Source organism: Aestuariicoccus sp. MJ-SS9, from assembly GCF_032586235.1.
In the GTDB taxonomy this organism is placed as follows: Bacteria; Pseudomonadota; Alphaproteobacteria; order Rhodobacterales; family Rhodobacteraceae; genus Aestuariicoccus.
Genome location: NZ_JAWHTD010000054.1, coordinates 1 through 22379, shown reverse-complemented (window position 1 = coordinate 22379; position 22379 = coordinate 1). Strand labels below are relative to the sequence as shown.

Below are 22379 nucleotides of genomic sequence, written 5' to 3'. Positions count from 1 at the left end.
CGATACCGACCGCGCATACATCTCCTCATAAGCCGCAGCATCGACATTCGCCGCAGCGACAAGATCGTCGGACGGCGCGTAAGTTTTCGTGGTCATGTGATGTCCTCCTCGGTTGCAAGGAAAGACGGCCTGCACGCGGGATGCAAGCCGTCCATCGGTCGTAGGGGCGGCTTGCCGTCAGATCGCGAGATATTCGGCGCGCAGCGATTCGTTTTCCAGAACCTCGGAGGCGGAGCCGTCGAAGACGATGGAGCCGGTGTCGAGGATCACGGCCCGGTCGGCCAGCTGCAGCGCGCGCACCGCGTTCTGTTCGACGAGGATCGTGGTCATGCCCTGTTCCTTGACCACGCGCAGGGTCTTTTCGATCTCGTCCACGATCACCGGGGCGAGGCCCTCGTAGGGCTCGTCGAGCAGCAGCACCTTGATGTCGCGCGCCAGCGCCCGGGCGATGGCCAGCATCTGCTGCTCGCCGCCAGACAGCGTCACGCCCTCCTGGTTGCGGCGCTCGCCCAGACGCGGGAAAAGCTGGTAGAGCCGTTCGATCGACCAGCCGATGGGCGGCGCGATCTGCGCCAGCTTGAGGTTTTCCTCGACCGTGAGCCCGGGAATGATGCGCCGGTCCTCGGGCACCAGCCCTAGCCCGGCGGTCGCCGCCTCGTAGCTGCTCATCTTGTGCAGCGGCTGGTGGTCGAGCCAGATCTCGCCGTGCTGCACCTGCGGGCTGTCGAGCCGCGCGATCGAGCGCAGGGTGGTCGTCTTGCCGGCCCCGTTGCGGCCCAGCAGCGCCAGGATCTCGCCCTCGTGGACGTTGAAGTTGATGCCCTGCACGATGTAGCTCTCGCCGTAGTAGGAATGCATGTCCCACACGCTGAGAAAGGCGGGCGCGGTTTCGGCCTTGTTGGCGTTCTTGGAAAAGTCGGGTCTGACGTTCATCGCATTGATCCTTCTTGTCTGACCGCGCGCGTCACGCGCTTTCGCCCAGATAGGCCTCTTTCACCTTGGGATGGCCCTTGATGTTCTCAGGCGTGTCCTCGACCAGCGGGGTGCCCTGGGCCAGAACCGTGATGCGTTCGGCCAGGCTGAACACCACGTGCATGTCGTGTTCGATGATGCCGATGGTGATGTTGCGCTTGTCCTTGATCTCCTTGAGCAGGTCGATCGTGTTGTTGGTGTCGGCGCGCGCCATGCCGGCGGTGGGTTCGTCGAGCAGCAGAAGCTTGGGCTTCTGCACCAGGCACATGGCCATTTCCAGCCGCCGCTTGTCGCCGCGCGACATCGAGGCGGCGTGCATGTTGCGCTTGTCGGCCATGTTCACGTCTTCGAGCATCTCGATCGCCTGATCGCGCAGCTCTGCTTCGGAGGTGACCGAGCGGATACCGTGCAGGGCGAACGCGCCGTCGCGCCTGGCGAAGCAGGGGATCATCATGTTTTCCATGACGCTGAGATCGCCGAAGATCTCGGGCGTCTGGAACACCCGGGAAATGCCCATCTGGTTGATCTCATGCGGCGAGCGGCCCAGCACCGACTGGCCGTCGAACATGACCGACCCGGTATCGGGGATGAGCTTGCCCACCAGGCAGTTGAGCAGGGTGGATTTGCCCGCCCCGTTGGGGCCGATGATCGCGTGGCAGCTGTTTTCCTGGATGCTGAGGTTCACGTTGCCCAGGGCCTGCAGGCCGCCGAACCGCTTGTTGACGTCTTTGACTTCGAGAATGCCCATGGTCGGCGCTCCTTATTCGGCGGGTTCGGTGGAGGCGGATTTACCGGTGTCGTCCGCCTTCTTGCGGCGGAAGAGCCGTGCGATCCGCTGGCCGCCTTCGACGAGGCCGCCCGGCAGGAAGATCACCACCAGCATGAACACGATGCCCAGCGTCAGGTGCCAGCCCTTGCCGATGAACGGATAGACGATCGCGACCACGAAATCCTCGAGCCCGTCGGGCAGGAAGGCGAACCAGGTGTGCAGGATGTCCGAGTTGATCTTGGAAATGATGTTTTCCATGTACTTGATCATGCCCGCGCCCAGCACCGGCCCGATCAGCGTGCCGACGCCGCCCAGGATGGTCATCAGAACGACCTCGCCCGAGGCGGTCCAGAACATGCGCTCGGCGCCCGCCAGCGGGTCCATCGCAGCCATCAGCCCGCCAGCCAGACCGGCATACATGCCCGAGATCACAAAGGCCGCCAGCGTGTAGGGGCGCGGGTTGAGGCCGGTGTATTTCAGGCGCTGCTGGTTCGACTTGACCGCGCGCAGCATTAGGCCGAAAGGCGAGCGGAAGATGCGGATCGCGATGTAGAAGCTGATCAGCATGATCAGGGCGCTGAAATAATAGCCGGTGTTGAAGGTGAAGACCCAGTTGCCCATGGAGAGGTCGAAGCTGCCCCGCATCTCGAGCCCGAAGAGGCCCGGAACCGGGATGTTGCCGGTCTCGTTCGCCACCATGTCGAGAATGCGCGGATCGTCGAGCGCCAGCTGCAGGCCGGTCTCGCCGCCGGTGATCGGCGTGAGCACGGAATAGGCCAGCGCGAAGGACATCTGCGCGAAGGCCAGCGTCAGGATCGAAAAGTAGATGCCGGAGCGCCGCAGGCTCACGTAGCCGATCACGAGGGCGAAGAGGCCCGATGTGACCACGGCCAGCGCGATGGCGGGGATCACGTTCATGCTGAGCAGCTTGAACATCCATACGGCCGAATAGCTGCCCACGCCGAGAAAGGCGGCATGGCCGAAGCTGAGATATCCGGTCAGGCCGAAGAGGATGTTGAAGCCGATGGCGAAGATGCCGAAGATCACGAAGCGCTGCATGAGGTCGGGATAGCCCGCGTTGAACTGCGCCATGGCCGAGCCCTCGGGGAACGGGTTGAGCAGGAAGGGCGCGCACATCGTCAGGATCGCGACGATGACCAGCAGCATGAAGTCTTTCTTGTCCAGTCCGAACATGGCTCAGTCCTCCATCACGCCCTTGCGGCCCATGAGGCCCCGGGGACGGGTAAGCAGAATGATGATGGCCACAAGATAGATGATGACCTGGTTGATGCCGGGGATGAGGTCGATCACCGCCGCCATCGAGGCGAAGCTTTCCAGGATGCCCAGCAGGAACCCGGCCAGGACGGCGCCGGGCAGACTGCCCATGCCGCCGACCACCACGACCACGAAGCTGAGCACGAGGAAGTCCATGCCCATGTGGTAATTCGGCGAGTTGATGGGGGTGTACATTACCCCCGCCAGACCGGCCACGGCGGCCGCAAGCCCGAACATGATGGTGAACCGCTTGTCGATGTTTATGCCCAGCAGGCCCACCGTTTCCCGGTCAGCCATCCCGGCGCGGACGACCATGCCGAAGGTGGTGAACTGCAGAAAGGCGAAGACCGCGCCGATGATGATCGCCGCGAAGGCGAAATAGACCAGGCGCCAGTAGGGGTAAATGATCTGGTTCGCCTCGAACCCGATCAGCGCGCCGAAGTCGAAACTGCCGACGAAGGCCTCGGGCGCGGGGGTCGGGATCGGGTTGGCGCCGTAGAAATACTTGATGACCTCCTGCAACACGATGGCCAGCCCGAAGGTAACGAGGATCTGGTCGGCGTGGGGACGCTTGTAGAAATGCTTGATCAACCCGCGCTCCATGATCACGCCGATTGCGATCATCACCGGGATGGCGAAGAGGATGGAGAGCGGAACGGCCCAGTCGATGATCGCGTCGCCGGTGGTGCGGCCGAATATGTCGTAGACATAGGGCACGTCCACCTTCAGGGGGTTGCCCAGAAAGTCGGTCTTGGTCTCGTCGATGACCGTGTGGCTCAGCGTCAGGATGCGGCTGAGAGTGACGGCACAGAACGCGCCGATCATGAACAAGGCGCCATGGGCGAAGTTGACCACGCCCAGCGTGCCGAAGATCAGTGTCAGACCCAGCGCAATCAGCGCATAGGCAGAGCCTTTGTCGAGCCCGTTGAGAATTTGCAGGATGATTGCGTCCATTGTCCCCACCATTCGCCGGATTGGGTCGGACCCCCCGCGGCGATGCGGAAGGTCCGGGATAAGCGAAACCGTTTTCTTACAAAGAAAACGGACCGGAATTTTTGGAAAATTCCGGTCGCGCCGTTATGCGCCGTTGTTGCAGGTGCCGAGTGCGCCGCCCGCGAACTGCGGGTGATCGGGCGCATAGGTGACCTGGGCGCCCGGCGTCACTTCGACGATTTCGAGAAGGTCGAATTCGGACGTCGGGTTTTCTTTGCCTTTCACCACCAGCACGTCCTTGAAGCACTGGTGATCGTCTGCGCGGTACAGCGTGGGCCCGTTGCCCAGACCGTCGAACTCGAACCCTTCCAGCGCCTCGGCCACCGCACAAGGTGCGAAAGACCCGGCCCGTTCGACCGCATCCGCGTAAAGCAGCGTCTGAACGTAGCAGGTGTGCGCGGCCTGGGACGGCGGGAAGCCGTATTTGGTGCCGAACGACTTGACGAAGGCTTTCGAGGCTTCATCCTGCAGCGACCAATGCCAGTTGGTAGAGCCGAAGATGCCCTTCACGTTGGCGCCGGCACCCTTGGCCATCAGGCGCGAGTAGAGCGGCACGACGATTTCGAAGTTCTTGCCGTTCACCTGCTTGTCGCGCAGGCCGAACTGAACGGCGTTGGTCAGCGAGTTGACCATGTTCCCGCCGTAGTGGTTCAGCACCAGCACGTCGGCGCCCGATTGCAGCACCGGCGCGATGTAAGAGCTGAAGTCGGTCTGGGTCAGCGGCGTCTTGACGGTGTTGACCGTCTCCCAGCCCATGGCCTCGGTCGACGAGGTGATCGCCTCTTCGGTCGTGTAGCCCCAGTTGTAGTCGGCCGTCAGGTGATAGGCCTTGCGGTCCGAGCCGTACATCTTCTGCAGCACCGGTGCGAGCGCCGCGCCGGACATGTAGGAGTTGAAGAAGTGGCGGAACCCGTTGGCGCGCTTGTCCTTGCCGGTGGTGTCGTTCGAATGCGTGAGGCCGGCCATGAAGATCACGCCTGCCTCCTGGCAGAGCGCCTGCACGGCCACGGCCACGCCCGAGGACGACCCGCCGGTGATCATGATGGCGCCGTCTTTTTCGATCATCGACTTGGCCGAAGCGCGGGCGGCGTCGGACTTGGTCTGGGTGTCGCCGGTGACATAAACCACCTTCTTGCCCAGAATACCGTTTCCTTTCAGCGCTTTGGACGAGAACGTCCCCATCATGCCGCCGTCGCCGCCGCCGTTCAGATGTTCGACCGCCAGTTCGTAGGCGCGCAGCTCGTCGGCGCCCTCATCCGCGTAGGGGCCGGTCTGGGGCACGTTGAAGCCCAGCGTGACGGTGTCGCCGCTGGGCGCGTTGGTAAAGCCCGAATGGGCGGCTGCGGACAGATACGTCGGTACTGCGAGCCCGGCGCCGGCCACGGCCCCGGTCTCGAGCACGCCGCGACGTGTCAGATTGGTCTTGGACATGAAATCCTCCCGTTTCGTGAAGTGCGACAGCGGGCTCCTCGACCCGCGGACGCGCGCACAATGGTGCAAAGGCAGTATTCTTCGGATCGTGAAAATTGCGCAACAAGACGCTTTGCAGGAACGATTTTTTTGTCAACGAATGAACAGTATGCTATGGCATTCTGTAAAATAATTCATATTGCGCCGCAGAAAGGCGTTGAAAGCAAAAGGAAAGCCGATGGCACGCGACACCCTCACCGGCAGCCGGATTCGCGAAAGGCGTGTGATGAAGGGGCTCAAGCAATCCGATCTTGCGCGGCGGGCGGGGATTTCGCCCTCTTATCTCAACCTGATCGAGCACAACCGGCGCAGAATCGGCGGCAAGTTGCTGCTGGATATCGCCGACATCCTCGAGGTGGCGCCGAACGTGCTGGCCGAAGGCGCCGAGGCGGCGCTGATCGCCACCCTGCGCGAGGCCGCCTCTGGTCATCGCGGCAGTGGGGCCGAGCTGGACCGGGTCGACGAATTCGCGGGCCGTTTTCCGGGCTGGGCGGCGCTGCTGGCCCAAAGCCGCCACCGCATCGACACGCTCGAGCGCACTGTCGCCACGCTGACCGACCGCATGACCCACGACCCGCATCTGGCGGCCTCATTGCATGAGATGCTGTCGACCGTGACGGCGATCCGTTCCGCGGCGTCGATTCTGGCCGAGCCCGGTGAGATCGAGCCGGAGTGGCAGGCGCGCTTTCACCGCAACATCCACGAGGACAGCGCGCGCCTGGCCGAGACCAGCCGGGCGCTGGTGACCTATCTGGAGGCCGCCGACGATGCGGGGGCCGATGTTACCGTTCCGCAGGAAGAGGTCGATGCGGTGCTGGCCGAGAACGGCTATTACATCGCCGCGACCGACGCGCCCGGGGCCGACCCGGACACCATCGCGCAGGGGATCGGGGCGGGTCTGACCCCGACGGCGCAGGCGTTGCTGCGCCGCTGGCTGGCGCGGACGGTCGAGGATGCACGCGCCATGCCGCTCGACGCGGTCGCGGCGGCGCTGGCGGCGACCGGCCCCGATCCGCTGGCGCTGGCCGAGGCGCTGTCGGTGCCGCCAGCGGCGGCGATGCGGCGCATGGTGGCGCTGCCCGAGGGGGTGCTGGCGCACCCCGCGGCGCTGGCAATCTGCGACGCGTCGGGGGTGCTGACCTTCCGCCGGCCCTTGCCGGATTTCCCGATGCCGCGCTTCGGCGCGGGCTGCCCGCTGTGGCCGCTTTATCAGGCGCTCAACCGCCCGATGATGCCCATCGTGGCGCCTTTAAGGATGCCCGACGCCACCGCCACCGGCTTTCGCGCCTACGCCATGGCCGAACCGGTGGGCGCGTTCCGGGCCAATCGCTCGCCGCTTTTCGAGGCGCATATGCTGATCGTTCCGGCCGAGCCCGCCGACAGCGAGCCGGTGCTGCCGGTGGGCGTGGCCTGCCGGATCTGCCCGCGCCGCGACTGCGACGGGCGGCGCGAGCCGTCGATCCTGGCCGAAACCGGGCAAGAGGCCTTTTGACAGCCCGTGCCGCATTGGCTTTAATCGGCGGCAGTGTGCGACAAAACAAGGCAATCAATGCCGAGTCGCCGGGGGGAGACAAATGCAGATGGCCAAGCAAGTGCTGCTGATCGAGGACGAGCCGAACATCATCGAGGCGATCAGCTTTATCCTGTCGCGCGACGGGTTTGCGGTGAAAACCCATTCCAACGGCGTCGATGCGGTCGAGACGGTGCATGCGCGCAAGCCCGACATGGTGATCCTCGACGTGATGCTGCCCGGCAAGAGCGGCTATGACATCCTGCGCGAGCTGCGCGAGGACCCGGCGACGCGCGACCTGCCGATCCTGATGCTGACCGCGCGCGGCCAGACCAAGGACCGCGAAATGGCCGAGCGCGCGGGCGTGAGCCGCTTCATGGCCAAGCCTTTCTCGAATTCCGAAGTGCTGGACGCGGTCCGCGAGCTGGTGCCGTCATGAGCGACGACCCCGACGCCGGAGACCCGCGCCCGCCGCTGTTTCTGGAACGCCAGAGCTATCGCCGCAGACGGCTGCGCGACGCGGCGCGCGCGTTACCCGTGCTGGGGATGCTGCTGTGGCTGGTGCCGGTGATCTGGCCGACCGGGCCGGGCACCGGACAAGGCACGGGCGTGACCAGTTCCAGCGCGCTGATCTACATCTTCGGCGTCTGGGCCCTGCTGGCCGGTGCGGCGGCGCTTTTGTCGCTGCGGCTGCGGTCCGAGGAGGGCGAGAGGCGGGGATGATCACCCTAAACGCCCTGATCGGCATCTGCCTGGCCTATGTGGCCTTCCTTTTCGGCATCGCCTTCTTTGCCGAGCGGGCGGCGCGGCGGGGCCGGGTGCGCTGGCTGCGCTCGCCGCTGATCTACACGCTGTCGCTGTCGATCTATTGCACCGCCTGGACGTTCTACGGCGCGGTCGGGTCGGCGGCGCGGACGGGGTTCGAGTATCTGACGATCTATCTGGGGCCGTCGCTGGTGCTGGTGGGCTGGTGGTGGGTGCTGCGCAAGATGGTGCGCATCGGGCGCAGCCAGCGCATCACCTCGGTCGCCGACCTGGTCTCGTCGCGCTATGGCAAGTCGAACACGCTGGCGATCTGCGTGACCATCCTCGCGGTGATCGGCACCACGCCTTATATCGCGCTGCAGCTGCAATCGGTGACGCTCAGCTTCGAGGTCTTCGCCAACCGCGGGGCCGAGGGGCAGAACACCGAATATACCGCGCTCTGGCTGGCGGTGGGGCTGGCGCTGTTCACGGTGATCTTCGGCACCCGTAATCTGGACGCCAACGAACGCCACCACGGCGTTGTGATGGCCATCGCGGTGGAATCCATCGTCAAGCTGGCAGCCCTTCTGGCGGTGGGGGTCTTTGTGGTGTGGGGCGTGTCGGGCGGCGTGGCCAGCACGCTGGAGCAGATCGACGCCTCGCGGCTGGGCGAATGGCAAATGAACGGCGGACGCTGGGTCGGGCTGACGATGCTGTCGGCGGCGGCCTTTCTGTGCCTGCCGCGCATGTTCCAGGTGCTGGTCGTCGAGAACGACGACGAGAACCACCTGCGCACCGCAAGCTGGGCCTTCCCGCTGTACCTCATGGCGATGAGCCTCTTCGTCGTGCCCATCGCGGTCACCGGCCTGTCGCTCTTGCCCGAGGGGGCCAACCCCGACCTCTTCGTGCTGACCGTGCCGATGGCGCTGGGGCAAGAGCAGCTGGCGGTGCTGTCGGTTCTGGGCGGATTCAGCTCGGCCACGTCGATGGTGATCGTTGCGGCGATCGCACTGTCGACAATGGTGTCGAACCACATCGTGATGCCGATCTGGCTGCGCTTCACGGGCGGCGGCGCGGCGATGTCGGGCGACGTGCGCAACGTGGTGCTGCTGTCGCGCCGGGTGTCCATCGCGGGCATCGTGATGCTGGGCTATCTCTATTATTCGCTGTCGGGCGGCGGGGTGGCGCTGGCGGCCATCGGCCTGGTGTCCTTCGTCGGCGTCAGCCAGGTCTTGCCGGCGATGCTGGGCGGGCTCTTCTGGCGCGGGGCGACGCGCGCGGGCGCGCTGGCCGGGCTGACGGTCGGCTTCGTGATCTGGCTTTACACGCTCTATCTGCCCAGCTTCGCCACCGGCGCGCTGGTCAGCGACGCGGTGCTGCAAGACGGCCCCTTCGGCATCGGCTGGCTCAGGCCGCAGGCGCTCTTCGGGATCGAGGGGCTCGACCCGCTGCTGCACGCCATGCTCTGGAGCATGGCCTTCAACACCGTGGCCTTCTTTGCCGCCTCGCTGGCCAGCTTCCCCTCGCCGCTGGAGCGGCTGCAGGGCGCGCAGTTCGTCAACGTGTTCCAGCTTTCGGGCGGGCCGCGCAGCTGGTCGGGGGGCGTGGCGCAGACCGAGGATCTGATGATCATGTCGCAGCGCATCATGGGCTCGGACGACGCGCAGCGGCTGTTCAGCGCCGAGGCGCGGCGGCAGGGGGTGCGCGGCGATCTGCCCGAACCGACGCCGGATTTCCTGGAGACGCTGGAACGCGAGCTGGCGGGGTCGGTCGGCGCGGCGACGGCGCATGCAATGGTCGAGCAGATCGTCGGCGGTACCTCGGTGTCGGTCGAGGATCTGATGGCCGTGGCCGACGAGACCGCACAGCTGATGGAATATTCCGCGCGGCTCGAGGCGCAAAGCCAGGAGCTGGCGCGCACCGCGCTGCAGCTGCGCGAGGCCAATGCCAAGCTGACGCGGCTGTCGGTCCAGAAGGACGCCTTTCTCAGCCAGATCAGCCACGAGCTGCGCACGCCGATGACCTCGATCCGCGCGTTTTCCGAGATCCTGCGCGACAGCACCGGGCTGACTGGCGCGGAGCAGAGCAAATACGCCTCGATCATCCATGACGAGGCGATCCGCCTGACCCGGCTGCTGGACGATCTGCTTGATCTCAGCGTGCTCGAGAACGGCCAGGTCAGCCTGAACCTGCGCGAGGGCACGCTGGCGGATGTGCTGGACCGCGCGGCGGCGGCGGCCGCGGCGGCGGACGATGTGCCGGGGCTTAGCATCCGGCGCGACGACGCCGCCGAACAGGTGATGCTGCACACCGATCTGGACCGGCTGGCGCAGGTCTTTATCAACCTGATCGCCAATGCGCGCAAATATTGCGACGCCGACCGGCCCGAGCTGACGATCCGGGTGGCGGCGCAGGGCGGCGAGCTGCGCATCGACTTCATCGACAACGGCTCGGGCGTGTCGCCCGAGGCGCAGGACGTGATCTTCGAGAAATTCGCCCGGGTCAGCGACCAGAAGGCGGGCGGCGCGGGGCTGGGCCTGGCGATCTGCCGCGAGATCATGACCCGGCTGGGCGGCGAGATCGCCTATCTGCGCGGCCAGCGCGGCGCGGCCTTTCGGGTGACGCTGCCCGCGCATCTGGCGATGGCGGCGCAGTAAGGCGTTTCGGGGTTCCACTCTCTGGGATGAATCGAAAATGTCCCGAGAGCGCGCAGCGCGGCAGGGCCTTTTCGATGCCGGTCTTCCCGAAACGCGATCGCGTGATTTCGGCGGCGCGAAGGTTTTGGTAACCTAATGGCGGTTAAACCTGATCCCGTATCTGCCGAAGCAACGGGCGATCTTATGGGTGAAATGCCGAAACAGCATGTGCTGGGCCAAAAGGCCAGCGCAGCGCGGCGCGCATTGGAGGCGCGGGGCATGTCGCCGGCCAAGGCGCTGCGCCGGGCGCTGTCGCAGACGGCGCTTGTGCTGTGGGATCTGGCGTTGCAGGCCCATGGTCTCGACATCGACACGCTGGACCAGGACGGCGTGACCGACGGGCTGACGGAATGCGATCTTCTGGTGCTGCTCGACGGGCCCGACGGGGCGGTCGGCTTTGCCGGGTTCGACCGGCAGATCCTGACCGGCCTCATCGAGGTGCAGACGCTCTTGCAGGTCACCGGCCTGCCGGTCGACGACCGTCCGGTGACGGCCACGGATGCCGCCATGACCGCGCCGCTGATCGACGGCGCGCTGGCCCGGTTCGAGGATAACCTCGACGATCATCCCTGGCGCGTGCGGCTGGCGGGCTTTCGCTTCGGCGCGATGATCGAGGATGCCCGCAGCGCCGCGCTGCTGTTGAAGGCGGCAGACTACCGCGTGTTCCGCATCGCGCTGGACATGGGGCTGGGCCAGCGGCAGGACGACATGCAGCTGGTGCTGCCCGAACCGCCGCCCGCCCGGGCCGACGCGTCCGGCGGCGACGACGAGGCCGACAGCGAAGGCCCGCACGAGGCGTTGATGATGCGCGTTCCGGCGCGGCTCGACGCGGTGCTCTGTTCGGTGCGGATGCCGCTGTCGCAGGCCAACGCGTTGAAACCGGGCGATCTGATCCCGCTGCCGCCCACGGCGCTGAACGATGCTGTGCTCTGGGCTAGTGGCGGCACGCGGGTCGGCGGCGGACGGCTTGGGCAGATGAACGGTCTGCGGGCGGTGCGCCTGACCTGGCCCGCGGCGGACGGCGCATCGCCCGCGCCGCCGGACGTTGCAGGCACCGCCTTGGAGGGCGGGGCGGTGATGGCGCCTGACGCCGGCGCCCCGGTCCCGGAGCTGCCGGCGCTGGAACCGGAACCCGCGCCTCCCGCCGTGCTGGGCGAGGAAGAGCTGCCGGATCTGCCCCCGCTCGACTTTCCGGTCGAGGACGAGGCAACCCCGGATTTCGGCGCGCTGGTGGCGGATACGGCGGATACGTCCGATGCGGGCGGCGGCGGGGACGACCTGGGCGATTTCGATTTCGGCGCCGCGCCAATGGGCGGGGACGGGGGCTTTGCCGTGGACGATGCGGATTGGTCGACGGACTAGGGCGTTTTGCGCGCCGCTGTATCGGTGACGGAACGCGGCTCTGCCCTGAGCGTGCCGCGCGGCAGCGCCGTAGAGTTCGTGGAACGCGGCCCGGTGGTTGCCGCATCGGTATGCGGGGATGGCTCGGCCCCTCCGTGCCATCGTCCAGAGCGCAACGCTACGGCAGCGAGGATCGTTCAACGCCCCTGCGCCACCGGGTCGGTGCGGCTCAGCCCTTTTGCGCCAGAGCGTCGAGCGTGGGGCGCAGGCCGCCGAGGTCGTATCCCGCACGCGCGACCGCGTTCAGGATGTCGTCGGTGGGCATTTCGCCCGCCTGACCCAGCGCCCAGACCACCGAGGACCTCGTGCCCGAAGCGCAATAGGCCAGCACCGGCCCGCCCGCGCCGGCCGCCAGTTCGGCCTGTTTCGCCACGTTGTCGTGCGTCATGGTCTGGTGCGTCAGCGGCAGCACCTCGTAGCGGATGCCGGCCCCGGTCACCGCCGCGCCGATGGCGTCGGACTGGTGGCTGGGCGGCACCTCGGCGTCGGGCCGGTTGCAGATCACCAGCGCGATGCCGGCCTCTTTCAGGGCGGGGATGTCCTCGACCCCGATCTGGGGCGAGACGGCGTAGGCGGGGGTGATCTGGCGCATATCCATGGCGTTTGGTTACCGCGCGGGCTGTGCGCTGTCCAGCCGCGCCCGCACCGTCGGTGCCGCGGCCATGCCGGCCAGCATCGCGATCAGGAACACCCACACACCGGGGCCGCCATAGCTGAGCGAGGCGATCACCGGACCGGGGCAAAGCCCGGCCAGCCCCCAGCCCATCCCGAAGAGAACCGAACCCATCACCAGGTTGCGGCCCAGCCGCGGTTCGGGCGGCGGCGGGAAGGCCGCGCCCAGCACCGAACTGGCGCGCACGCGGGTGATCTGCCAGGCGACGGCCATGGGGACGATCGCGCCGCCCATGACGAAGGCAAGGGTCGGATCCCAGTCGCCGAAGATGTCCAGCCAGCCCTGCACCTTCGAGGTGTCGGTCATGCCGGAAAGGTAGAGGCCGGCCCCGAAGAACCCGCCCGCGATCAGGGCAAAGAGCGCACGCATGTCAGATCACTCCCAGCAGGTGGCGGAAAAGCACGACCGTCAGACCGCCCGCACCGATATAAAAGACCGTGGCCACCATGCCCCGCAGCGACAGCCGCGAGATGCCGCAGACCCCGTGGCCCGAGGTGCAGCCGTTGGCGATGCGGGTGCCCACGCCGACCAGCAGCCCGGCGGCGATCAGCACGGCCAGGTTCGACGTCAGGTGGTTCTCGACCGGGCCAAAGAGCAGCGCCAGCGCCGCGGGCACCAGCGCCACGCCCAAAAGGAAGGCCAGCCGCTCGTCGCGGTTCGACGCGCCCGATCCGTCGACGAGCCCGCCGATGATCCCGCTCGCGCCCATGATCCGGCCGTTGAAGAGCAGGAAGACCGCCCCGCCCGTGCCGATCAGCAGGCCGCCGAGCAGGCCCAGTATCCAGTCATATGGCATTCGTTTTTTCCGTTATTTTCCAAGTTTGTTGACGGGGACCTTCAGATACACGTCGCCGTCGTCTTCGGGCGGGGGCATCTGCCCGGCGCGCATGTTCACCTGCAGCGACGGGATGATCAGTTTGGGCATGGCCAGCGTGGCGTCGCGCGCATCGCGCATGGCGACGAAGTCGTCCTTGGCGCGGCCCGCGCCCACGTGGACATTACGCGCCTTCTGCTCGCCGACGGTGCTTTCCCACATATAGGTGTCGCGGTCCTTGGGCAGGTAATCGTGACCGACGAAGATGCGGGTGTCGTCCGGCAGGGCGAGGATCTTTTGCACCGAGTCAAAGAGCATCGCCGACGACCCGCCGGGGAAGTCGCAGCGCGCGGTGCCGTAGTCGGGCATGAAGAGCGTGTCGCCCACAAAGGCCGAGTCGCCGATCACATAGGTCAGGCAGGCGGGCGTGTGCCCGGGCGTGTGCAGCACGTCGCCGCGCAGCTGGCCGATGTGCAGGCTGTCGCCCTCTTGAAACAGCTGGTCGAATTGCGAGCCGTCGCGCTGGAACTCTGTCCCGGCGTTGAAGACCTTGCCGAAGGTCTCCTGCACCACGGTGATCCGTTCGCCGATGCCGATCTTGCCGCCCAGCTTTTCCTGCAGGTAGGGCGCGGCCGAGAGGTGGTCGGCGTGGACATGGGTTTCGAGCAGCCATTGCACCTCGAACCCCTTGTCGCGGACAAAGTCGACGATGGCGTCGGCCGACCGCGTGTCGGTGCGCCCGGACGCATAATCGAAGTCCAGAACGCTGTCGATCACCGCGCAGGCCGACCCGGACGGGTCGCGCACCACGTACGAGATCGTGTTGGTGGCTTGGTCGAAGAAACCGGTCACTTCTGGTGTCATCATGGCAGTCGCCTCCGTTTGCGAAAAAAAACATATAACATAAATTGAATATGATGCAAGATGCGGCGTGTATTTGACGCAGCGCAAAGACGGGCGGGAAAGGGCTCTGCACAGTGGGGCCAAGCCACAGGAAGGGAGCCCGCCATGGCATTCGAAAAACACAAGAAACAGCTTGAGGACCGGCTGAACGAGCTTGGGGTCCGGCTGTCGCATATCGACACGGAACTGACACAGCCGCATGTTAAGGATCTCGAGGACATGGCGGTCGAGATGGAGGACGAGGAAGTGCTCGAACGGCTCGGCGCCAGCGGGCAGGCCGAGATCGGGCGCATCACCCGGGCGCTCAAGCGGATCGCCGATGGCGAATACGGCGTGTGCCTGGAATGCGGCGGCGAGATTTCCGAAGAACGGCTGGATGTCGTGCCGGATGCGCCGTTGTGCCGGAACTGCGCGGCGGGCGGATCCGCCTGAAGCGGCGTCGCAACACCATGGGAGGAACCATGCAAGACCACATCAAAGCCAGAATCGCCGAGTTGCGGGCGGATATCGCCGCCTGCGGCCCGACCGAACGGGCCGAACTGCGCGCCGAGCTCGATCGTCTGATCGAAATGCTGGAGCGGCAGGCCGCGGAACAGCGAGAGGAGGAAGCGGCCGAGGAGATGTTCGACAATCTGCCGGTCTGAGGGGGCGATTCGCCCCGCGCTTGCCTTGATGCCTGCTTTGGCGTCTAATGCCTTCAAACCGCGTGGTTAACGCGGGGACACGGGCAGGATTGCAGGGTCCGGCGGCGGTGTCGGCGGCGGACCGGGGGCAGGCGAATGACAGAGCCGGTGACGTATTCGGTGCAGGATGGGGTGGCGTTTCTGACCATCGACAACCCGCCTGTCAACGCGTTGAGCCAGCGCGTCCGCGCGGCGCTTATGGACATGATCGACCGGGCCGAGGAAGAGGACGGCGTCACAGCCATCGTCCTGATGGGCGCGGGCGCGACCTTTCCGGCGGGGGCCGATATCGCCGAGTTCGACGCGCCGCTTGCGCCGCCTTCGTTGCCCGATGTCTGCGACCGGATCGAGATGTGCGACCTGCCCGTGGTGGCCGCGATCCACGGCACCGCGCTGGGCGGCGGTTTCGAGATCGCGCTGGCGGCGCATTACCGTCTGGCGCTGACATCCACCCGCGTGGGCCTGCCCGAGGTCAAACTGGGCCTGTTGCCGGGGGCGGGCGGCACCCAGCGCGCGCCGCGTCTGGCGGGGGCAAAGGCGGCGCTCGACATGATGCTGTCGGGCGGCATGTTCGCCGTCGACCGCCCGCCCGCGCGGGTCTTTTTCGACGCGCTGGCCGAGGGCGATCTGAAGGACGCGGCGCTGCGGTTCTGCAAGACGCTGGTGGCCGAGGGCCGTGGCCCGCGGCGCACGCGCGACATGCGGCAGGGGTTCGAGGACGCGGCCGGTTACCAGGCGGAAATCGCCAGGCGCCGCGCCCGGGTCGAGGTGCAGCGCGAAATGGCCCCGCGCGAGATCGTGGCCGCCGTCGAGGCCGCCCAGCTTTTGCCCTTTGAAAGCGGTATGGCGCTGGAAGAAGATCTCTTCCGCGAGCGCCTCGGCTCGGACCAGTCGGCGGCGCTGAGGCACGCCTTTTTCGCCGAGCGCCGCGCGCCCAAGCTGGCGCTGCCCGCAGGAACCCACATGCCGCAGATCGAGCGGATCGTGGTGCTGGGCGGCGGCACGCTGCCGATGCAGATCGTGGTGTCGGCGCTGGTATCGGGTCTGCATGTGAACTGGGGCACCCGCGATCCGCAGATCCTGGCCGAGGGCGTGTCGCAGGCGCGCGAGGTGCTGGACTGGCTGGTGTCGCGGACGACGATCCGGCGTCAGCAGGCCGACGAGAGCCTGGCGCGGCTGCGCACCGGCGACAGCGCCGGGATGACCGGGGATGCGCAGGTGATCCTGCACGCGGCGCGCGGGCAGGGCAACGTGCCTGCCCCCGAGGGCGTCGTGCGCATCGTCGCCATGCCGGGGCGGGTGGATGCCATCGGCCTGCGCTTTGCGCCGCCCGCCTATGCCAGCCGCCTGGTCGAGCTGGTGCAGGGCAGCGCCGCCACCCCGAAAGAGGTCGCTGCGGCGCTGGCGCTGGCGCGGCGCATGGGCAAGGTGGCGGTGCCGGTGAAATCCGCCGGCGACACCATCGCGGGGCGGATGATGGCCACCTACCAGCGCGCCGCCGATGCGCTGGTCGATCTGGGCCAGACGCCCTTTGCCATCGACAGCGCGATGCGGCGCTGGGGCTGGCCCCGCGCGCCGTTCGAGTTGGCCGACGCGCTGGGGCTCGAGGATCTGGCGCGCACGCCCCGCGCCGATGGGGCGCAGAACTGGGCCGCCGTCCTGGTCGCCGCGGGCCGCCCGGGGCGCGCCGCGGGCAAGGGCTGGTACGATTGGGACAAGGGCGGGCCTGCGCCCTCGGACGAGGCGCTGCGGCTGGTGCAGGCCATGCGCCCGCAGGCCGCGGCGCTGCCAGAGGCCGAGATCGTGCGGCTGATCCTGGGCGCCATCGCCAACGAGGGCGTGCGGATGATCGGGACCGGCATGGCGGTGCGGCCGTCGGATATCGACGTGACGATGATGCTGTCGCAGGACGTCCCGCGCTGGCGCGGCGGGCCGATGAAGGCGGTCGGGGGCGAGGGGCTTTTCCGGGTGGCGCAGGCGATGCGGCGGCTGGACCACCCCGACACCGCGTTCTGGACGCCCGAACCGGTCTGGGCCGATCTGATCAAGAACGGCCACACCTTCGATGCGCTGAACGAGGTCTAGGCGCGCCTAGCCCAGGAAGATCCCCAGGATCACCATCATCAGCCCGATCACCGACAGGAACAGTGCCGCCATGTTCACCGGCACGACCTTGCGCACGGCCGCGCGCAACTCGTCGTCGGACAGATTGGCGGCGCGGGCGCGCGCCACCTGGACGATGCAGTAACCAAGCCCCAGAAGACCCGCGACGGAAATGGCTGCGCCGAGCCAGATCAGGATATCCATGCCGACGTCCCCTTGCTGCCGGATTGACCCCTGCGCGGTAATTCATCCCGCCATGCCCCGCAACCCCTTGATGGGGATGCGGGGCGCGCGTAGGGAAGGGGGACTTTGCAGGAGAGAGACAGATGCAGGACGAATCCTCAGACGCAAGCTATGGTGTGGCCGCGGGTGAACTGCGCCAGTTTATCGAGCGTTACGAACGGCTTGAGAGCGAAAAGAAAGACATCGCCGATCAGCAGAAAGAGGTGATGGCCGAGGCCAAGGGCCGCGGCTATGACACCAAGGTCATGCGCAAGGTGATCGCGCTGCGCAAGCGCGACGCCGACGACATCGCCGAGGAAGAAGCCGTGCTCGAGATGTACAAGGCCGCGCTGGGCATGTCCTAGGCCCCGCGTCAGGGGTCGATCACCAGCACGCCGGGGATGCGCGCGATGTCGAACATGTCGTCCTCGTAAAGCTCGGTCAGCATGTCGATATAGGCCTCGTCCCAGCCCGGCAGGTCCAGCTCTTCCTCGATCGCCTCGTCGAGCGCGTATTTGTCCAGAAACGCCACCATCACGCGGCGTTTCTGCATCTCGTTGATGCCGGGATGGTCCTTAAGGAACGCGCGAAAGCGTTTCATGCCTTCCTTGTCGATGATCTCGCCGAAAAGATCGAACGAGCCTGTGATCTTGCGGGTGATCTCGATTCCCGCCATCTCGCGCATGAGCTGGCCCCAGATCAGCGGCGTGTCCTCGTTGCACCAGACCGTCAGGGGGACCTGCGGAACATCGGCGCGGATGCGGCGGATCAGGTCGGACCAGCGCAGATGCATCGGATCGACGCCCTGCATGAATTCGTCGAAGCTGGCGTAGGGCGTGGCGCTGAAGAGCGCGGGCAGGAAGGTCGCGGGGTTGCGCAGGCCCATGAAGACCTCGACGCTGTCGCCGCGAAAGAGATCGCACATCATCTGCAGCCGCTGCTCGGCCTTGCGGTAAAGCCGCCCGCCCGCCAGCGTCAGCTTGGGCACGCCAAAGAGGTTCTCGTGGCTCAGGATCAGGCGGTCGATCTTGCCGGGATCGTCCGACAGCATCGCATCCAGCAGGATTTCGCGCGCATCCGGCGCGGGTTTGCCGCCGGCCAGGGAATTGACCGTGTCGGTCAGCAGCTGGCGGTATTTCGACGGGCCGGGAATGGCGACGCCATCGGCGCGAAAATCGCCTGCATTGCGCAGAAGGCCGCGCAGCAGCCGGTCTTCGTCGGTGCAATGGACGCCGGTATGAAGGATCACCTGCATGGTTTTGAGGTCTTTTTGTTGTCTGCCGCCTTCACTATAAGGCCTTTCGGGCCAGGTTGAACAGCGATTGCGGCAGCACGGGGGGCGCGATGAGCGCGAGCGATCACATCGGCAAGTCGGGGATGCGTCTGCGCTGGCCCAGTCCGTGGTCGGCGGGGGCGGTTCTGATCGCGCTGGTGGTGCTGGCGCCGATCGCCGCCGTTCTGTGGATCGCGCTCTTTCCGGAAAACAACATCTGGCCGCATCTCATCGCGACCACGTTGCCGCGCTATCTGTGGAACACCGCGATCCTGATGACCGGTGTCGGCGCGCTGGCCGCGGTGATGGGCACAACCACCGCCTGGATGGTGTCGCGCTACGACTTTCCCGGGCGGCGCTGGCTGGAGTGGCTGTTGCTGCTGCCGCTGGCGATCCCGGCCTATCTGGGCGCCTATGCGCTGGTGGATTTCCTCGAATACGCGGGGCCGGTGCAGACCGGTCTGAGGCAGCTTTTCGGCTGGCAGACCGCGCGCGACTATTGGTTCCCCGAGATCAGGTCCATGGGCGCTGCGGTGATCGTGCTGGCGGCCTCGCTCTTTCCTTACGTCTACCTGCTGGCGCGCAACGCCTTCCGCGAGCAATCTGCCAGCGCCGAGGAGGTCGCGCAATCGCTTGGGGCAGGGGGCTTTCAGCGGTTCTGGCGCGTGGGCCTGCCGCTGGCGCGGCCCGCCATTGCCGCCGGTGTGGCCATCGTGATGATGGAGGCGGTCAACGATTTCGGCACGGTCGACTACTTTGCGGTGCAGACCCTGACCACCGGCATCTTCAGCGTCTGGCTCGAGGGTGGCAATCCGGGCGGTGCGGCGCAGATCGCCAGCGTCATCCTCTTTCTGGTGATCTTCCTTGTGCTGCTGGAAAAATCCTCGCGCCGCAGGATGCGGTTCTTCAACCTCTCGTCGCGCCACCGGCCGGTGGCGCGCAAGCCGCTGGCGGGCCGCGCGGCCTGGGCGGCGGCGGCGCTTTGTGCCGTTCCCTTCGCCCTGGGCTTCGTGCTGCCGGTGGCGGTGCTGCTGAGCCATGCTCTCGACAATGCAGGCGTCTGGGTGGACCGCGCGCTCTGGCGGGCGGCGTTGAACACGCTGACCGTGGGCGGCATCGCGGCGGTGATCACCGTCGCGGCTGGGGTGTTTCTGGTCTACGGCGTGCGGCTTTCGGGCCAGAAACTGCCGCGGCTGCTGCTGCCGGTGACAACCATCGGCTATGCCGCGCCGGGCGCGGTGCTGGGCGTCGGCATCCTGATCCCGCTGGCGGCGGTCGATCACCTGATGGCCGACGGGATCGAGGCGGCGACGGGCATCGACCCCGGCCTGATCCTGACCGGATCGGCCTTTGCGCTGGTGCTGGCCTATTGCGTGCGCTTCTTTGCCATCGCGCAGGGCGCGGCGGATGCGGCCATGGGGCGGGTGTCGCCCAATCTGGCGCTGGCGGCGCGGTCGCTGGGGCGCACGCAAGGCCAGACGCTGACGGATGTCTATTACCCACTGGTGCGCTCGTCCATCGCCTCGGCGCTGCTGCTGGTCTTCGTCGATTGCGTCAAAGAGCTGCCCGCGACGCTGCTTTTGCGCCCGTTCAACTATGACACGCTGGCCACAAGGGTGCACGAAAAGGCCAGCCTGGAAAACATCGGCGACGCCGCGCCCGCGGCGATCATCGTGGTTCTGGTGGGCCTTCTGGCGGTCGGATTGCTGGCGCGCGCCAACCGCTGAAGATAAAGCGGCCGCCACACCATCTTGCGGCGCGCGAGAAGCTCTGCTATCCGGCCCTTCGTACGATGTGCGGCGGTTTTCAGAGGGGCTTCAGTGTAGCTGACACCTTCCTGGACCCTGGTCATACATCATGCCCCTATAGCTCAGCTGGTAGAGCAACTGATTTGTAATCAGTAGGTCCGCGGTTCGAGTCCGTGTGGGGGCACCAATAAATATCTGAATGTATAATTTTAACAATGACTTGACGGAATTTTTCTATTTCGTGCCCACCCTTCAAGCCACCTTTGCAGCTGCACTGTGGCCACCGCAGGAACATGCGGGGTGCTGCCAGACGGATTCGAATCCGTCTCCACAATGACAGTAGGACTGCCCTTATACCGCGCCAAGTTCGCGCCACTCGGCGAGAGCGGCGAACACGGCTAGGGGCGGTCCGAACGGCGTCCCGCTTCAAGTCTGGTTCATCTGACAGATTCTATCACACAGTTCCGTCGAAAAATAATAATTCAGATCCGGCTCAGTTGCAGTACACTCAACGCAAATCAAATTTAACAGAGTGTAAACATGTCGCATCTCAAAGGATCTTACGTTTTTTCCGCTTTACGTTTCGGACCCAAAGCCGGGCTTAACATCAACGGTGATAGCGGGAACGAATTCCTGACGGGCAGTCCCGAAAGCGATCTTATCCAGGGCCGTGATGGCGACGACACGATTGAGGGCCTAGCCGGGGATGACAGCCTTTACGGCAACGATGACAACGACGAGTTGCGCGGCGGATTGGGGGACGACGGCATCGCCGGCGGCCTCGGCGACGACACCGTTATCGGCGGTGCCGGCGACGATAGGCTGAACGGCGGTGCCGGCAACGATTGGGTCTATGGCGGTGGCAGGGACGACAACATCGACGCTGGGATCGGTGACGACACGGTCGAGGGCAGCCAAGGCGATGACACCATCTACGGCAACCACGGCAACGACGAATTACGCGGCAACCACGGCAACGACGAATTGCGTGGCAACGACGGCAATGACGAATTGCGCGGCGGGCTGGGGGACGACAGCATCGCTGGTGGTCTCGGCGACGACACCGTCATCGGCGGCGCCGGTGACGACAGTCTAAAAGGCGGGGCTGGCGATGATGGACTATACGGCGGCGTCGGCAATGACGACATAAATGCCGGGATTGGCGACGATACGGTCGAAGGCGGCCAGGGCGACGATACCATCGATGGGAATAACGGCTTCGACACGGCACTCTATTCCGGGTCGATTCTGGACTACGATTTCTCGATTAATGATGAACTCGAGGTCACGATCACCGATACCGTTGGGCCCGAGGGCACCGACGAACTCAAAAATGTGGAATTTCTGCAGTTCAGCGATTTTCTCTACGAGGTTGGGGGTAACAACGCACCACTGATCTTCGTCGGCGATCTTGCCACCGACGAGGACAACGCCATCACTTTCAACCTGCAGGCCTATGATTTCGACGGTGACGTGCTTAGCATCGATCTGAGCGTTGCCGGTGTGGGCACGCTGACGCTTCTAGAGAGCACGGCGCTGACACCGCTGGTGGGTTCGGGTGTGGTATACACCTTAAGCTTCGACCCGACCGGTCACTACGAGGCTTTGGGCACCAATACCGGCGGCATTCCCTCGGCCCTCGAAACGCTGAGCCTGATGGTCAGCGACGCCAACGGGAACACCAGCGCCGTCAGCGCCGACGTCACCATCACAGGTGTCAACGACCCGCCGGTGGCGATAGATGACGCGGTCACGACCGACGAAGACAGCGCCGTCGTTGTCAACGTGCAGGCCAACGATTCCGACGTCGATCTCGGTGACACGCTGACCACCGTCGCGGTCACCGATCCGGCCAACGGCAGCGTGGCTATCAACGGTGACGGTACGGTCACCTACACGCCGGACCCAAACTATTTTGGCACCGACAGCTTTACCTACACGATCGAGGACGAGGCCGGGGCCACCAGCAGCGCCACGGTCAGCCTGACTGTGACCCCTGTCAACGACCCGCCGGTGGCGATAGATGACGCGGTCACGACGGACGAAGACAGCGCCGTCGTTGTCAACGTGCAGGCCAACGATTCCGACGTCGATCTCGGTGACACGCTGACCACCGTCGCGGTCACCGAT

Annotated in this window: 22 protein-coding genes and 1 tRNA gene; 12 read left to right on the top strand and 11 right to left on the bottom strand. The window is 65.9% G+C overall.

Annotated features, from left to right (window positions below; all coding sequences use genetic code 11):
* Positions 1-177 precede the first annotated feature (177 nt).
* The 5 genes from RXV88_RS20970 to RXV88_RS20950 all read right to left on the bottom strand — a co-directional run bounded on the left by RXV88_RS20970 (position 178) and on the right by RXV88_RS20950 (position 5440).
* Positions 178-933 carry an ABC transporter ATP-binding protein gene (locus RXV88_RS20970; RefSeq protein ID WP_316295451.1) on the bottom strand — a complete coding sequence of 252 codons (756 nt, stop codon included), beginning with the start codon at positions 931-933 and terminating at the stop codon, positions 178-180.
* Positions 934-964: 31 nt separating this feature from the next.
* Entirely contained in the window at positions 965-1720 is a 756-nt protein-coding gene (locus RXV88_RS20965; RefSeq protein WP_316295450.1) for an ABC transporter ATP-binding protein, read from the bottom strand.
* A 12-nt stretch (positions 1721-1732) separates the two neighbouring features.
* A complete protein-coding gene (locus RXV88_RS20960; protein ID WP_316295449.1) occupies positions 1733-2935 on the bottom strand; it encodes a branched-chain amino acid ABC transporter permease in 1203 nt (400 codons plus the stop codon).
* A gap of 3 nt (positions 2936-2938) precedes the next feature.
* Positions 2939-3970 (bottom strand): branched-chain amino acid ABC transporter permease, encoded by a 1032-nt coding sequence (locus RXV88_RS20955; protein WP_316295448.1) that lies wholly within the window; start codon positions 3968-3970, stop codon positions 2939-2941.
* Between the two features lie 123 nt (positions 3971-4093).
* The gene (locus tag RXV88_RS20950; protein ID WP_316295447.1) at positions 4094-5440 is read right to left on the bottom strand and encodes a substrate-binding protein; all 1347 of its coding nucleotides are present in this window, start codon (positions 5438-5440) and stop codon (positions 4094-4096) included.
* 217 nt (positions 5441-5657) lie between these two features.
* On the opposite strand from RXV88_RS20950, the gene RXV88_RS20945 reads away from it, so the two are divergent.
* The 5 genes from RXV88_RS20945 to RXV88_RS20925 all read left to right on the top strand — a co-directional run bounded on the left by RXV88_RS20945 (position 5658) and on the right by RXV88_RS20925 (position 11791).
* Positions 5658-6971: a short-chain fatty acyl-CoA regulator family protein gene (locus tag RXV88_RS20945; protein ID WP_316295446.1), complete on the top strand. Its 1314-nt coding sequence runs from the start codon at positions 5658-5660 to the stop codon at positions 6969-6971.
* Between the two features lie 88 nt (positions 6972-7059).
* Entirely contained in the window at positions 7060-7428 is a 369-nt protein-coding gene (locus tag RXV88_RS20940; RefSeq protein ID WP_316295445.1) for a response regulator, read from the top strand.
* Positions 7425-7712: a hypothetical protein gene (locus RXV88_RS20935; protein WP_316295444.1), complete on the top strand. Its 288-nt coding sequence runs from the start codon at positions 7425-7427 to the stop codon at positions 7710-7712. Before RXV88_RS20940 ends, RXV88_RS20935 begins: the two co-directional genes overlap by 4 nt.
* Positions 7709-10390, top strand: a complete 2682-nt coding sequence (locus RXV88_RS20930) for an ATP-binding protein (RefSeq protein WP_316295443.1) — start codon at positions 7709-7711, stop codon at positions 10388-10390. Before RXV88_RS20935 ends, RXV88_RS20930 begins: the two co-directional genes overlap by 4 nt.
* Positions 10391-10582: 192 nt before the next feature.
* Complete coding sequence (locus RXV88_RS20925; RefSeq protein WP_316295442.1) at positions 10583-11791, top strand: FliM/FliN family flagellar motor C-terminal domain-containing protein; 1209 nt, start codon at positions 10583-10585, stop codon at positions 11789-11791.
* A gap of 208 nt (positions 11792-11999) precedes the next feature.
* On the opposite strand, the gene RXV88_RS20920 is transcribed toward RXV88_RS20925, so the two are convergent.
* From RXV88_RS20920 to RXV88_RS20905, 4 genes are read right to left on the bottom strand one after another with little or no spacing between them, the layout of a single operon-like run.
* A complete protein-coding gene (locus RXV88_RS20920) occupies positions 12000-12428 on the bottom strand; it encodes a TIGR01244 family sulfur transferase (RefSeq protein WP_316295441.1) in 429 nt (142 codons plus the stop codon).
* Between the two features lie 9 nt (positions 12429-12437).
* On the bottom strand, positions 12438-12872 hold the full coding sequence (locus RXV88_RS20915; protein ID WP_316295440.1) for a DUF6691 family protein: 435 nt from the start codon (positions 12870-12872) through the stop codon (positions 12438-12440).
* A gap of 1 nt (position 12873) precedes the next feature.
* Positions 12874-13299, bottom strand: a complete 426-nt coding sequence (locus tag RXV88_RS20910; protein WP_316295439.1) for a YeeE/YedE family protein — start codon at positions 13297-13299, stop codon at positions 12874-12876.
* A gap of 12 nt (positions 13300-13311) precedes the next feature.
* Positions 13312-14181: an MBL fold metallo-hydrolase gene (locus RXV88_RS20905; RefSeq protein ID WP_316295452.1), complete on the bottom strand. Its 870-nt coding sequence runs from the start codon at positions 14179-14181 to the stop codon at positions 13312-13314.
* A gap of 144 nt (positions 14182-14325) precedes the next feature.
* On the opposite strand from RXV88_RS20905, the gene RXV88_RS20900 reads away from it, so the two are divergent.
* From RXV88_RS20900 to RXV88_RS20890, 3 genes are all read left to right on the top strand, one after another.
* The gene (locus RXV88_RS20900; RefSeq protein ID WP_316295438.1) at positions 14326-14652 is read left to right on the top strand and encodes a TraR/DksA family transcriptional regulator; all 327 of its coding nucleotides are present in this window, start codon (positions 14326-14328) and stop codon (positions 14650-14652) included.
* A gap of 29 nt (positions 14653-14681) precedes the next feature.
* Positions 14682-14864: a hypothetical protein gene (locus RXV88_RS20895; RefSeq protein WP_316295437.1), complete on the top strand. Its 183-nt coding sequence runs from the start codon at positions 14682-14684 to the stop codon at positions 14862-14864.
* 135 nt (positions 14865-14999) lie between these two features.
* Entirely contained in the window at positions 15000-16988 is a 1989-nt protein-coding gene (locus RXV88_RS20890; RefSeq protein ID WP_316295436.1) for an enoyl-CoA hydratase-related protein, read from the top strand.
* Positions 16989-16994: 6 nt separating this feature from the next.
* Here the strand turns inward: RXV88_RS20890 and RXV88_RS20885 are convergent, their stop codons facing one another.
* Positions 16995-17210, bottom strand: a complete 216-nt coding sequence (locus RXV88_RS20885) for a hypothetical protein (protein ID WP_316295435.1) — start codon at positions 17208-17210, stop codon at positions 16995-16997.
* A gap of 122 nt (positions 17211-17332) precedes the next feature.
* On the opposite strand from RXV88_RS20885, the gene RXV88_RS20880 reads away from it, so the two are divergent.
* A complete protein-coding gene (locus RXV88_RS20880) occupies positions 17333-17593 on the top strand; it encodes a DUF2312 domain-containing protein (RefSeq protein ID WP_316295434.1) in 261 nt (86 codons plus the stop codon).
* A gap of 8 nt (positions 17594-17601) precedes the next feature.
* Here RXV88_RS20880 and RXV88_RS20875 read toward each other — a convergent pair whose 3' ends face one another.
* Positions 17602-18483 (bottom strand): hypothetical protein, encoded by an 882-nt coding sequence (locus RXV88_RS20875; protein WP_316295433.1) that lies wholly within the window; start codon positions 18481-18483, stop codon positions 17602-17604.
* 89 nt (positions 18484-18572) lie between these two features.
* Here RXV88_RS20875 and RXV88_RS20870 point away from each other — a divergent pair, with 89 nt between their 5' ends.
* From RXV88_RS20870 to RXV88_RS20860, 3 genes are all read left to right on the top strand, one after another.
* Positions 18573-20228, top strand: coding sequence for an iron ABC transporter permease (locus RXV88_RS20870; protein ID WP_316295432.1), 1656 nt, complete (start codon positions 18573-18575; stop codon positions 20226-20228).
* Positions 20229-20360: 132 nt separating this feature from the next.
* Positions 20361-20436 (top strand) — tRNA-Thr (locus tag RXV88_RS20865).
* Between the two features lie 353 nt (positions 20437-20789).
* Positions 20790-22379: Ig-like domain-containing protein (locus tag RXV88_RS20860; protein WP_316295431.1), on the top strand; the 1590-nt coding region annotated here is incomplete at its 3' end.